General features: G+C 32.2%; 11 protein-coding genes. 6 read left to right on the forward strand and 5 right to left on the reverse strand.

The genetic code is table 11. The annotated features are described in order from the left end of the window. Positions 1–19 precede the first annotated feature (19 nt). The 3 genes from V6624_RS11000 to V6624_RS11010 all read right to left on the reverse strand — a co-directional run bounded on the left by V6624_RS11000 (position 20) and on the right by V6624_RS11010 (position 2507). Positions 20–886 (reverse strand): cupin-like domain-containing protein, encoded by an 867-nt coding sequence (locus tag V6624_RS11000; protein WP_338841769.1) that lies wholly within the window; start codon positions 884–886, stop codon positions 20–22. Between the two features lie 136 nt (positions 887–1022). Further along, the gene (locus V6624_RS11005) at positions 1023–1460 is read right to left on the reverse strand and encodes a hypothetical protein (RefSeq protein WP_338841770.1); all 438 of its coding nucleotides are present in this window, start codon (positions 1458–1460) and stop codon (positions 1023–1025) included. 99 nt (positions 1461–1559) lie between these two features. Further along, entirely contained in the window at positions 1560–2507 is a 948-nt protein-coding gene (locus tag V6624_RS11010; RefSeq protein WP_338841771.1) for a bifunctional riboflavin kinase/FAD synthetase, read from the reverse strand. Positions 2508–2701: 194 nt separating this feature from the next. On the opposite strand from V6624_RS11010, the gene V6624_RS11015 reads away from it, so the two are divergent. Further along, entirely contained in the window at positions 2702–5377 is a 2676-nt protein-coding gene (locus V6624_RS11015; protein WP_338841772.1) for a reprolysin-like metallopeptidase, read from the forward strand. Positions 5378–5457: 80 nt separating this feature from the next. On the opposite strand, the gene V6624_RS11020 is transcribed toward V6624_RS11015, so the two are convergent. Next, positions 5458–6141: a ComF family protein gene (locus tag V6624_RS11020; protein WP_338841773.1), complete on the reverse strand. Its 684-nt coding sequence runs from the start codon at positions 6139–6141 to the stop codon at positions 5458–5460. 98 nt (positions 6142–6239) lie between these two features. On the opposite strand from V6624_RS11020, the gene V6624_RS11025 reads away from it, so the two are divergent. The 5 genes from V6624_RS11025 to V6624_RS11045 all read left to right on the forward strand — a co-directional run bounded on the left by V6624_RS11025 (position 6240) and on the right by V6624_RS11045 (position 12140). After that, positions 6240–7781, forward strand: a complete 1542-nt coding sequence (locus tag V6624_RS11025; RefSeq protein ID WP_338841774.1) for a glycine--tRNA ligase — start codon at positions 6240–6242, stop codon at positions 7779–7781. A 270-nt stretch (positions 7782–8051) separates the two neighbouring features. Beyond that, positions 8052–8870, forward strand: a complete 819-nt coding sequence (locus V6624_RS11030; protein ID WP_338841775.1) for a LytR/AlgR family response regulator transcription factor — start codon at positions 8052–8054, stop codon at positions 8868–8870. Positions 8871–9046: 176 nt separating this feature from the next. Continuing rightward, positions 9047–9304, forward strand: a complete 258-nt coding sequence (locus V6624_RS11035) for a hypothetical protein (protein WP_111287408.1) — start codon at positions 9047–9049, stop codon at positions 9302–9304. Between the two features lie 90 nt (positions 9305–9394). Next, on the forward strand, positions 9395–11452 hold the full coding sequence (locus V6624_RS11040) for an ATP-binding protein (RefSeq protein ID WP_338841776.1): 2058 nt from the start codon (positions 9395–9397) through the stop codon (positions 11450–11452). Next, positions 11442–12140, forward strand: coding sequence for a response regulator (locus V6624_RS11045; RefSeq protein ID WP_338841777.1), 699 nt, complete (start codon positions 11442–11444; stop codon positions 12138–12140). Before V6624_RS11040 ends, V6624_RS11045 begins: the two co-directional genes overlap by 11 nt. Before the next feature lie 125 nt (positions 12141–12265). Here the strand turns inward: V6624_RS11045 and thiL are convergent, their stop codons facing one another. After that, entirely contained in the window at positions 12266–13312 is a 1047-nt protein-coding gene (gene thiL, locus V6624_RS11050; RefSeq protein ID WP_111287404.1) for a thiamine-phosphate kinase, read from the reverse strand. Positions 13313–13353: the final 41 nt, after the last annotated feature.

Below are 13353 nucleotides of genomic sequence, written 5' to 3' on the forward strand. Positions count from 1 at the left end.
CAACCGCTTTTTTATTTAATTAAAATGAGCGTTGCAAATTTTCATGCGTATTTGTAATCGCTTTTTCATTTTTATAGTCAATCCATTTTTGACCTTGAATTTTTCGCATCATAATATCAAAGTGACGCATAATGAAAACATTATAGGCGGCTTTTGATAAATTGACAATGTTTTTTGGAAACGAACGCAAACTCATTGAAAATCCCGGCGTTAAATATTTCATGTAATGCCAATAACCTTCTGGCATATAAAGCATTTCTCCATGCTTCAGATTAGTGATGTAGCCTTCTATATTTTTAAGTGCGGGGAATTTTTCGTAATCAGGATTATCAAAATCGATGTCTTCTCGCGAAATCAAAGCGTGAGGTACTTTATACATAAATTTTGACTGACTAGGAGCAAAAATCATACATTGTTTTTCTCCATGAAAATGGAAATGAAGAATGTTCGAATAGTCAATATCATAATGCATAAAAACCTTCGAATTTTCTCCGCCAAAAAACAACATTGGCATTTGCTTCACTAGTTTTAAGCCAATATCTGGCCATAAAAAGTCGTCTTTTAATGATGGAACTTCTTTCATTAAATTATAAAGAAAAATACGGTAGTTGGTTGGCTTTTCTTCCAGCAATTCGATATAATCGCTCATTTTCATTGTGGTATGAGCCTCATTAAATCCGTCTTCGTGATTTACAGGCCTGTCGTCATACAATGGAACGACCAAATCTCCTGCGATTTCTTTCATATAAGATAATTTCCATTTGCTGTAAGCTGGCCAGTCTTCGGTCAATTCTTCGATAACAACAGGAATTTGTTTTTTTACATATTGGGAAACAAAATCAGCTTTTGAGATTTTTTTCACCCTTTCAATTTGATTTAACTTCATTTTACTAAAAAAAAATTGCTTATAACTCTGTATGTTATAAGCAATTTAAAAATATTTAATGAGATTAATGAACTCTTTTAGCTAAAATTTTGATGTAATCGAATTTAAAAAGAGTTAATCTGAGAATTTCAAAATATCAATCTGCAGCCAATTTATTATTCCAATAAAGCATCATCATCAAAGTAACAATTACTGATGAAGCGATTCCTTCAAACAATAAACAAATACAGCAAGTTGGTACTGATGGATTTCCTCCAAACAAAAATGTTTCAGATAAAGTTTTTACATAGGCATCTCCGCCTCGAGCATAGCTATAAACCAAAAGGCCAAATACACTCATACATACACCAACTACAGAAGTAGTCATGGCAGAAACAGCATTAGATACAAAATTGGTTTCTCCTTCATGAATGTTCATCTGCATTGTCCTGTTAACACCATAGAATATAAAGAAAACGTTGAGTACTCTTAAATAAAACAAATCTGCTAAACCTAATACATTCATCAATAAAAAATAAATGCCAATTCCGAGAAAAATCAAAAACCCGTTGGTAATTTCTTTAGGTAGTTTCATAGTGGTTATTTTTTAAGAAGTTAATAGTAAATATTTGAAAAACAGTGTTCTATCAAATTTACTAAAAAAATAACTACGATGATTTAAAAACAGTAAAAACTATGCGGTCAGATTTTTTAAAGAAGAATTTATAAAAGCCAAAGATTCAGTTTGATCTTGGTTAAGCTGAGCTTTTAAAGCATCTAATGAATTAAATTTTTGTTCTTCACGAATATAGTGCAGAAGCGAAACCTCAATACTTTGATCGTAAATATCTTTGTCAAAATTAAAAAGATGAACTTCAATGGTTTGCTTTTCACCGCTAACAGTTGGATTAAAACCAATATTCATCATACCATAAGCCGTTTCTTGATTTACAATTGCTTTTACAACATAAACACCAATTTTCGGTATCAATTTGTAATCTTCTTCAATGTGAATATTAGCAGTAGGAAAACCAATTGTTCTTCCAAGTTGTTTTCCTTTTACCACACTTCCGTTCAAGAAATAAGTGTATCCTAAATATTCGTTTGCCAAAGCCATGTTGCCATCATTCAAAGCTTTTCTGATTTTGGTAGAACTAACAGAAACATCTTGAATTTCTTCGGCTGAGATTTGTTCTACTTCAAAACCATATTCAATTCCAAAAGCAATTAAATCGTCAATATTTGCAGTTCGATTACGGCCAAAACGATGATCATGCCCAATAATAATTTTTTGAATCTGAAATTTTTCTACCAAAATAGTACGCACAAATTCTTCGGCAGTAAGTCTTGAGAAACTTTCGTTAAAAGGATGAACAATTAAGTTTTCAATCCCAGTAGCTTCCAAAAGTTTTACTTTTTCATCAATAGTATTCAGTAATCTTATTTCAGATTTTTCTTGAAGAACCATTCTTGGATGCGGAAAAAAAGTAAGAACCAAACTTTCGTATTTTCCGTTTTCAGTATTTTGTGTAATTCGTTCCAGAATTTTTTTGTGACCAATATGCACGCCGTCAAAAGTGCCAAGAGTTAAAATTGTTTTCTTGGTCGACTGAAAATCGTTTATAGAATGAAAGAGCTTCAAAACAAATTATTTAAGATGCTGCAAATTTATACTATTCTCTTTTAAATTTAATACTATACTAAATCGAATTTTACTCGTAGTATAATTTCTTTTTGCAAAAATAACATGACTCGTCGATGAAAAAGTATTAATTGTCGTATATATGTTATGATTTTAAATTAATTGAATTAATTTTGATATTATATCCCAGAAAAATGAAAAAAATTTTACTTTATATATCTTTTGTTTTTTGCTGTCTGAGCGCTAATGCTCAAAGCGATATCTTGTGGCAGAAAGTTACTTCTTCTTCGCTTTCGCGAAAAGCCAACACTTCTGATTCGGGTAAATTATATTATAAATTAAATGCCGATCTTCTTAGTTCAAAATTGGCTTCGGCATCAAGTAAAACGGCAAAAAGTACCACATCAGAAATTACTATTCCTAATACTGATGGAAATTTGGAGCGTTTTTCGGTTTGGGAATCTTCAAATTTTGATCCAGAATTGCAAGCAAAATATCCTGAAATTAGAGCGTATGAAGGAAGAGGGATAGATGATAAAAATGCTAAAATATATTTTAGTGTTGCGCCAATTGGAATGCAGACAATGGTATTTCGCGTTGCTAAACCAACAGAATATATTGAACAAAATCAAGAAGACAAATCGGAGTATGTTTTGTTTAAATCGGCAGACAATGCAGGATCAAAAATGCTTTTAGATTGTAAAACATCCAATTTAGTTTCAGAAAAAAAATCTTCTTCTACTGCAAAAACCGCTTCAAATACTAAACAATTAAAAACATTTCGTTTAGCTCTATCTTGTACTCACCAATATGCAGCATTTTTTGGAGGGACAAAAGCTGCTGCATTGGCAGGAATGAACGCAACATTAACTAGAGTAAATGGAGTTTTTGATAGAGACCTTTCTGTAAAATTAGTTTTAATTGCTAATAATGATGCGATTATTTATATAGATGCAGCGACAGATCCGTATTCTAGTCCTGCAGTTGGAACAGCAGACCCAGGAGGAACTTGGGGACAAGAAGTTCAAACAACTTTAACGAACGTAATTGGAAATGCTAATTATGATATTGGGCATTTATTTGGAGGTTCTGGCGGCGGCGGAAATGCAAATTGTATAGGCTGTGTTTGCGAAAACCCAACTTCAAATGAACCTTTGGCAAAAGGAAGCGCTTATACTTCACCAGCAGATGCAATACCTCAGGGCGATACATTTGATATTGATTTTGTTGCGCACGAAATGGGCCATCAGCTTGGAGGAACTCATACATTTTCTCATTCAGGCGAAGGAACAGGAACGCAATATGAGCCAGGAAGTGGTTCAACAATTATGGGATATGCTGGTGTTACACGAAATTATGATGTGCAAAGTAACTCAGACGATTATTTTTCTTATGGAAGTATCAATCAAATACAAAATAATTTAGCTGGAAAAACCTGTCCGGTAACAACTGCAATTGCTAATAATCCTCCTTCGATTAGTGCAGGAGAAAATTATACGATTCCAATTAGTACACCTTTTATTTTAACAGGAACAGGATCGGATCCTGAGAATAATGATATTACTTATACTTGGGAACAATTTGACAGTGCAACAACAGCTTTTGGAGCAAATAGTATTGCCTATCCAACAAAGCCAGACGGACCAATGTTTAGATCTTTTGCACCAACAACTTCGCCAGTTCGTTATATGCCAGCATTAAGTTCTGTGCTAAACAATCAATTAACAACAACTTGGGAATCGGTATCTTCAATTGCAAAGACAATGAATTTTACTTTGACAGGAAGAGATAACGCTGCGGAAGGACCACAAACGAGTACAGATGCAATGGTTGTAACGGTAAGTGCGGCTGCAGGACCATTTGCTGTGACTTCACAAAATGTCGAAAATATTGGCTGGGCAAAAGGATCGACGCAAACTGTTACTTGGAGTGTAAATAATACAAATACATTGCAAGGATCTTCAGAGGTTAATATAAAATTGTCATTGGACGGAGGTTTAACATTTCCTGTCACTTTAGCTGCTAATACACCAAATGATGGTTCTGAAACAGTATTGGTTCCAACAGGTATTGATGCTTCTACAAATTGCAGACTTATGATACAGCCCGTAAATAATATTTATTATGCTCTTAATCGTTTACCTTTTGCTGTAGGATATTCTGTTTCAACTAGCTGTTCGACTTATAATTTTGATGGAGGTTATTCAATTGGCACAAGCTCATCTTATGTTACCAAAACAGTTACAGTGCCAGCTTCAACAGGAACTATTTCAGATGTAAATGTTTCGGTTAATGTTACTCACGAAAGATTTCAAGATCTTGAAATGCAGATTGTAAGCCCAAGCGGAACAGTAGTTTCTTTATTTAATAAAAGTTGTGGAAGTACAAATTCGACTCTAACACTTCAATTTGATGACAGCGGAAATGCTTTAAATTGCAGTACAACAACAAGCCAAATTGTAATTCCTGCTAGCGCTTTAAGTGCTTTTAATGGAGAAGATCCTCAAGGAAATTGGACATTTAGAGTTCGCGATGCTGTTGTAGGTATGTTTGGAACTATAAATTCGGCTTCAGTAAATATTTGCAATAAAACATTTACACTAGGAGACACAGATTTCGAAAACATGGATTTTGCTTTATACCCAAATCCAAACAAAGGTTTATTTACAATTCAATGCAAGAGAGATACATTAAAAGAAATTAAAGTGTATGTGCATGATATTTTAGGAAAATATGTTTACAGCAATACTTTTTCAGGTGCAGGATATTTTATTCAAGATATTCAATTAGTAAATGTACCAGCTGGAGTTTATCTAGTTACTGTAGCAGATGGAGAAAGAAGAACAGTCAAAAAAATAATTATCAATTAACGATTTTTAAAAATCAATATTTAAAATCCAAATTCCAAGACCTAGTTGGGATTTGGATTTTTTTTATTTAAAATTTCATTTTAAGAGTTTGCCATTGCCATACAAATTACACTGATTTTAACTCCTGGGATTTTTAATAAAGCTCGTGAGCAAGCCTCAATAGTGGCACCTGTTGTAAGTACATCATCAACAATTAAGAAATGTTTATTGTGATTGGTTTCATTAAATTCGACATCAAAAATGTTTTCGATATTTTCTGATCTACCTAAAAGATTCTTTTTAGATTGTGTTTTAGAATATACTTTTCGAATTAATAAGTTTTCATCAAAAGGAATTTCAAAACCCGATGCAAGTGCTTTTCCAAAAGTGGTTACTTGGTTATAACCTCGTTCTTTAAATTTCTTTTTATGAAGTGGAACAGGAATTACAGCATCAAAAGGCACTTCCATTTGGAGTTCTTTTAAATCTTCAACATACCATTGCCCTAAAACAGTTCCAATTTCCTGATGGCCTTTGTATTTTAAGTTGTGAATGAGCTCCTGAACCATTCCTTTTTTATTAAAATACAAAAATGCCGAAGCAAATTGAATATCAACCTTGCCGTAAAACTTTTTTATTGCTTCATTTTTTGGGTTCAAATGATATTGAGTAAGAGGCATTTCGTGTCGACAGATTGTACAGAAAATATTTTCATTTTGAAGTAAAATTCCACGACAACCATCACAGACTTTTGGAAAAAATAGGTTTATTAGATAATTAATCACTAAAAGAAAGATTTTATTTACAAAAATAACAAAATCAATGCTTCAAACTTTATTATTTTTCTTTTTTTTAAAGGTACTTTTTATATTTTTGCATCACTATGGCAAAACAAGAAGATTTATTTAAGAATGTGGTTTCGCACGCAAAAGAGTACGGATTTATTTTTCCGTCAAGCGAAGTTTACGATGGTTTAAGTGCTGTATACGATTACGCACAAAACGGTGTCGAATTAAAAAAGAATATCCGTGAATATTGGTGGAAATCAATGGTTCAGATGAATGAAAATATTGTCGGCCTTGATGCGGCAATATTAATGCATCCAACAACTTGGAAAGCTTCAGGCCACGTTGATGCATTCAATGATCCATTAATTGATAATAAAGATTCTAAAAAAAGATATAGAGCTGACGTTTTGGTTGAAGACCATGCTGAAAAAATTCATCAAAAAGCACAAAAGGAAATTGACAAAGCAAAAGCTCGTTTTGGCGATGCATTCAACGAACAAGAATTTGTAACTACAAATGCTCGTGTAGTTGAATATTTAGCTAAAGAAAAAGAAATTAGAGAGCGTTTAGGACGTTCTTTAGGAAACGGAGATTTAGCTGATGTTAAAGCTTTGATCGAAGAACTAGAAATTGCTGATCCTGAAACAGGTTCGAAAAACTGGACTGAGGTAAAACAATTTAACTTGATGTTCGGAACAAAATTAGGAGCTTCAGCAGAAAACGCAATGGATTTATACCTTCGTCCAGAAACGGCTCAAGGTATTTTTGTAAACTTCCTTAATGTTCAAAAATCTGGTCGTATGAAAGTTCCTTTTGGAATTGCTCAAACGGGTAAAGCATTCAGAAATGAGATTGTTGCAAGACAATTTATTTTCCGTATGCGTGAGTTCGAACAAATGGAAATGCAATTTTTTGTGCGTCCAGGAGAAGAAATGAAATCATACGAATATTGGAAAGAAACGCGTTTAAAATGGCATTTATCTTTAGGATTAGGAAAAGAAAATTACCGTTTTCACGATCACGAAAAATTAGCTCACTACGCAAATGCAGCTGCTGATATCGAATTTAATTTCCCATTCGGATTTAAAGAATTGGAAGGAATTCACTCTCGTACAGATTTCGATTTAAAAGCCCACGAAGAATATTCTGGAAGAAAATTACAATATTTTGATCCTGAATTAAACGAAAACTATGTTCCTTATGTAGTAGAAACTTCTGTAGGTTTAGATCGTATGTTCTTAGCAGTTTTTGCAACTTCATTAAAAGAAGAAACATTAGAAGACGGTTCTACAAGAACAGTTTTAAAATTGCCAGCAGTTTTAGCACCAACTAAAGCGGCGGTTTTACCATTAGTTAAAAAAGATGGTTTACCAGAAGTTTCAAGAAAAATCATTGAAGATTTGAAATGGGATTTCAATGTTGCTTATGATGAAAAAGATGCTGTAGGACGTCGTTACAGAAGACAAGATGCTTTAGGAACGCCATTTTGTATTACAGTAGATCATCAAACACTTGAAGACGAAACAGTAACAATTCGTCATAGAGATACAATGAAACAAGATCGTGTAAAAATTACGGAATTAAAAGGTATTATCGAAAACGAAGTTTCGATGAAGAACTGGTTAATGAAAATGTAATCTTTACTATTTAAGATAAGGATCCCAAATTCCGTAAAGGAGTTTGGGATTTTTGATTTTAGAAAACACGCATTTTGTCGATGTTTTTTGCATTTCATCATTTTGTATCAACATTTTATTGTAATGTGTTAACAATGAAGTGTTTAAAATTTATAAATCCGTATTTTTAAAATCGGATTAATACCGAAACCAATTTTTTTCACCCATAAGTCAAATTAAAATTATTTTTTGATTATGATTGCAAAGTGAGAAAAGCAACAAAACCAAAAATTGAAAAAGTATTCCTATATTATAATTGATGATGACGCTGAGAGTATTTTGAAAACCAAAACAACCGCTTCAGGTTTTTCAGAATTAGCTTTTGCAGCATCGGCTTCAAATTTTCAAGATGGTTTAAATTTGGTTTTAGAACATAAACCTGCTTTAATTTTTCTCGAAATTGAACCTAAAGATGTATCAAGTCATTTATCGCTGGCTTTTATAAGCGAACTGCATCGGTTTTTTCAAGAAATCCCAAAAATCATTATCACTACTAAACATAAAGAAAAGGCTTTCGACGCAATTCAATATGGCGTCTTTGATTATGTTTTGAAACCCGTTGCGCACATTGATCTTCTAAAAACGATTTTGAAGCTTAAAAAAGCTCATTTAGAATCTAAAACCGCTCCATTTACAGAAGAACCAACTTCTATTGTAATCGATAATGTAAATAACGTTACGATTCCTCAAAATATTGAAAAACCATTAATGATTTGTATAAAATCGTATGGCGATTATCGATATCTCAACGCTGAAGATATTTGCTATTTTCAAGCCGATAATAACTCGACAGATATTTATTTGAATACCGGTGAAATGATTACAGCATTTAAAACGTTAAAGCATTTTGAAAGCGTTTTGACTTATCCGTTTATTCGTATTCACAATAGCTATGTAATTAATCGGAATTATATTTCAAGAATTCATAGCGGGAACTCAATCTGTTACATTAAAAATTCCAGCAAAAAGATTCCTTTCTCTAAAACTTATAAAGCAAATGTCGAGCAGATTATTGCCGATTTTTCTACTGGAAATTACTTAGAAATCTAAAAACTAGACGTTTACACAAAATTGCTATCCATTGACTATCAATTGGGTATGATTTACCACAAACTCATTTTTTCGTATAAATTCTTTTCGACCTTGGTGTTAGTTTTACACTCTGATTCGCTAGCAAACAGCGGTCATTCTCCAAAAATTTAAACAAACACTTAAAACCTCAGGTCATGAAAAAAACAGCTTTGACAATCGGATTATTTTCTTTAGTAGCAGTAGCAACTTCTTTTGCATCAACAGAAGTTCCAACATATTTGGCGGCTAACGATTCTATTAAAATTTTACCAGTAGATGGTAAGGGCGGTCAGAAAACTAGTCAAGATGGAAGGAAATTAGATGTTTATGGAACAAGCAATGCTGATTTTAACGAAACTAAATCTTTCAATTCTGATAGACAATCATTTGGAAAAAATATTAAACTTGATTAAATAGTTTAAATAAAAAATATAAGCTGTCAATTCTGGCAGCTTTTTTTATGTCTTTTAGTTTTGTACTTTTGATTAAATTCAAAAGGACTATTGAAAAATAAATGCTTAATACTTACTTCAATTTTTATTCTTCTTTTTGGATGTTCCAAAAAAAAGAGTGTTGATGATAGTGATGCTGTTCAAACAGATAGTCTATCTATATACCTTTCGTTGGCAAATGATGTTAACCTTTCTTATAACGAAAAACAGTTATATAATAAAAAAGCTTTGAATATTATTATTGGCCAAAAAGATGACTCTCTTAATAAAGTAAATCTTTTTAAAATTGCCAACAGATATTATAATATGAGTGACTGGGATTCCTATAAGAGCACTTCATATCTGATTTTGGATAGATCAGAAAAGAGTAAGGATTCGGTTAATTTAGCAAAAGCATATACTTATTTAGGAGATTATTATCTATTAAAGTCTGTTTCAGATAGTGCATATATGAACTATTATGCAGCTGAGAAGATTTATGTTCGTATTAATGATGAATTGAATCTTGCAAAAACGTATTCTAATAAAGCAAATCTTCAATATCAGGAAGGTGCTCTTTTCGAAAGTGAAGTTACAATTTTTAAGGCTTTAAAAATTTTAAAAAAACTAAAAAATGTAAGTAACCAATTGTACGATTGTTATAACACTTTGGGAATACTTTATAATGATAGAGAAGAGTACAATAAAGCTTTAGAGTTTCATAATAAGGCACTGGAAATATTAAAAGATAAATCGATTCCTGCAGAACTACAATTAGAAGCAACTTCTCTTAATAATATAGGTTTTGTCTACTTAGGAATGAAAAATTACAGAAAAGCCAAATATTATTTTCATGAAGGATTAATACAGGATAATTTGTATCATGGCGACACAAAGTTGTATGCTATGCTTTTAGATAATCTGGCTTATGCAAAACTTGGAATGCGAGAATCTGACGGGCTTCCTGAACAATTTTACCAAGCCCTAAAAATTAGGGATAGTCTTGGATTAACCTCTGGTGTCATTTTGAACAAAATACATTTGTCCAAATATTTTGCATTTAAACAAGATTCGGTTAAGGCTTTGAAATTTTCAAAAGAAGCAGTAGAATTGTCACGTTCTAGTGAATCTCCTTCAAGTTTATTGGAATCTTTAAAGCAAATTGCCCAAGTTGATCCGAAAAATGCTTCAATATATTCTAAAGAGTATATTCAAATCAATGAGAAACTTCAGAAAACAGAGCGCAAAATGGGAGAAAAATTCTCTCGAATCGAATATGAAACCAACGAAATAAAAGACCAAAATTCGAATCTTCAGGAAAAAAATAAAACTTTGGTTTATGTCTTTAGTATTTGTACATTGCTCGGATTGTTTTTTTATGTTTACAAAACGCAGCAGGCTAAAAACCGTGAGCTGCTTTTTAAACAGGAACAGCAGATTGCAAATGAAAATATTTATAATTTGATGATTTCGCAGCAAAACGAAATTGAGCTAGCGAGAATAAAAGAAAAGAAAAAAGTTGCACAGGAACTGCACGATGGAGTTTTAGGCCGTATGTTTGGAATTAGAATTAGTTTGGACAGTTTGGATAAGGTTAATGAAACAGAAGCAGTTGCTAAGAGAAAAAAATATCTTAACGAACTGAAAAATATTGAGCAAGACATTCGCGAAATTTCTCACGATTTAAATAGAGAAAAATCCGAATTAATTAATAATTTTGTTGCTATTCTAGGTAAACTATTTGAAGATCAGCGAAATACATATAGTTCTAAACTAATTACAACTTTTGATCCTAATATAAAATGGGAATTGATAAGTAATACTTTGAAAATCAATTTGTACCGAATAATTCAGGAAGGACTTCAAAATTGTAATAAATATGCTAAAGCAGATATTATAAAAGTAGAACTTAGAAATGAAAATGAAATTTTGGTTTTAACTATAGAAGATGATGGAATTGGTTTTAATACCAAGAAGACCAAAAACGGAATAGGTTTGCATAACATAGAATATCGAGCAACAGAAGGTAAGGGTACAGTTACCATAAAATCTGCCAAGGGTGAAGGAACAATTCTCACCATAAAAATCCCAATAGATCCAAACCATAACCTGCATAATAATGACATTTGATTTAACATCTTCAGTTCCACAATTAGTTAAGAAGAATATCTTAATAGTAGATGATCATCCATTTATTATTGAAGGATATAAAAATGCCATAACACGTTATAATCCAAAGAAATATGAATTTTTAATTTCGCAAGGACATGATTGTCAGTCTGGTTATGATATAATTGAAAGTGATAACACGCCTACGTTTGATATTGCTTTTTTAGATATCAGCATGCCGCCTTACGAAGAAAGAGAGATTTTTTCTGGTGAAGATTTGGCAAAATTGCTTTTGAAAAAAATGCCTTCTTGCAAGATTATTCTTTTGACCATGTATACAGAATTGCTGAAAATAAAAACGATTATTAGAACAATTCAGCCAAATGGTCTGATTATAAAAAATGACCTTACTTTTGATGAATTACTTTTGGCTTTTGATAAAGTAATGAAAAACGAAAAATACTATAGCCAATCGGTTGTGAAAATGTTGAATCAATCTACTCACAATGCAATTGAAATTGATCAGTACGACAAACAGATTTTAATTCATTTAGCTAAAGGATCTACCATAGATGAAATGCTGCAAAATATTCCGATTTCTTTAAATGCGGTAGAGAAACGAAAAAAACATTTAAAGGAATTGCTAAAGATTAAAAACGATTCTGATGAAGATTTGATCAAAGAAGCAAAAAGTAAAGGGCTGTTTTAAAATTTCAGATTTCAGATTTATAGAACAAAATTTAGCAATAAAAAATCCTATCAGGTTCTTAAAATCTGATAGGATTTTTAATTTATGTTGCCGCTGCGCACTGCGACCGTGACTGAAAACTCAAACTATTCTGTCAAAGCGTCCCATCCGCGCGCTTTTAAAGCAATTTTTGTGTTGGCGCGAGTTATAAGATGGATTCCTTCATTTTCTTCCGCCATATGTCCGATAACAGAGAAATTCGGATTTCCTTTTATTTTATCAAAATCATTAATATCGATTGTAAATAAAAGCTCGTAATCTTCACCGCCATTTATGGCAACCGTCGTGCTGTCGATATTAAATTCTTCGCAAGTAGAAATAAACTGCGGATCTAAAGGAAGTTTATCTTCATATAAATTACAACCTACTTTAGATTGTTTACAGATATGAATAATTTCAGAAGATAATCCGTCTGAAATATCAATCATTGCCGTTGGTTTAATTTCTAAAGCATGAAGCAAAGTACGAACATCTTTTCGTGCTTCAGGTTTCAATTGGCGTTCTACCAAATAAGTATAAGGATCTAAATCGGGCTGATTGTTTGGATTAACTTGGAAAACTTGTTTTTCGCGTTCCAAAACCTGTAATCCCATATAAGCAGCACCAAGATCTCCCGTTACAACTAATAAATCAGTTTGTTTGGCTCCGTTTCTATAAACTATTTCATTTTCGTCAGCTTCTCCAATTGCAGTGATGCTAATAATTAAACCTTTTTGAGATGAGGTTGTGTCTCCGCCAATAACATCAACTTTGTATTCTTTTGCTGCGTGTGTAATTCCTGCAAACAATTCTTCCAAAGCTTCAAGTGGAAAACGATTTGAAACGGCAACAGAAACCGTAATTTGTGTCGGCTTTGCATTCATTGCGCAAATATCAGAAACATTTACCACAACCGCTTTGTAACCTAAATGTTTCAACGGCATATAAGCCAAATCAAAATGAACTCCTTCAATTAATAAATCGGTTGAAACTACTACTTTTTTGTCTTTAAAATCAAGAACAGCAGCATCATCGCCAATACTTTTTAAAGTAGATTCCTGAGTAACGTCAAAGTTTTTGGTTAAATGGTCAATTAAACCGAATTCGCCTAATTGCGCTATACTAGTTCTCTGCTGATTTTTATCTTCTATCATTTCTGTTAAGTTCCAAAGTTATTAAGGTGCAAAGGTACAAA

This window comes from Flavobacterium ginsenosidimutans, from assembly GCF_037478105.1.
In the GTDB taxonomy this organism is placed as follows: domain Bacteria; phylum Bacteroidota; class Bacteroidia; order Flavobacteriales; family Flavobacteriaceae; genus Flavobacterium; species Flavobacterium ginsenosidimutans.

Coding starts and splice junctions, on each gene's coding strand:
- thiL (WP_111287404.1), bottom strand. CDS start 13,312: ATGATAGAAGATAAAAATCAGCAGAGAACTAGTATAGCGCAATTAGGC.
- V6624_RS11045 (WP_338841777.1), top strand. CDS start 11,442: ATGACATTTGATTTAACATCTTCAGTTCCACAATTAGTTAAGAAGAAT.
- V6624_RS11035 (WP_111287408.1), top strand. CDS start 9,047: ATGAAAAAAACAGCTTTGACAATCGGATTATTTTCTTTAGTAGCAGTA.
- V6624_RS11005 (WP_338841770.1), bottom strand. CDS start 1,460: ATGAAACTACCTAAAGAAATTACCAACGGGTTTTTGATTTTTCTCGGA.
- V6624_RS11000 (WP_338841769.1), bottom strand. CDS start 886: ATGAAGTTAAATCAAATTGAAAGGGTGAAAAAAATCTCAAAAGCTGAT.
- V6624_RS11015 (WP_338841772.1), top strand. CDS start 2,702: ATGAAAAAAATTTTACTTTATATATCTTTTGTTTTTTGCTGTCTGAGC.
- V6624_RS11025 (WP_338841774.1), top strand. CDS start 6,240: ATGGCAAAACAAGAAGATTTATTTAAGAATGTGGTTTCGCACGCAAAA.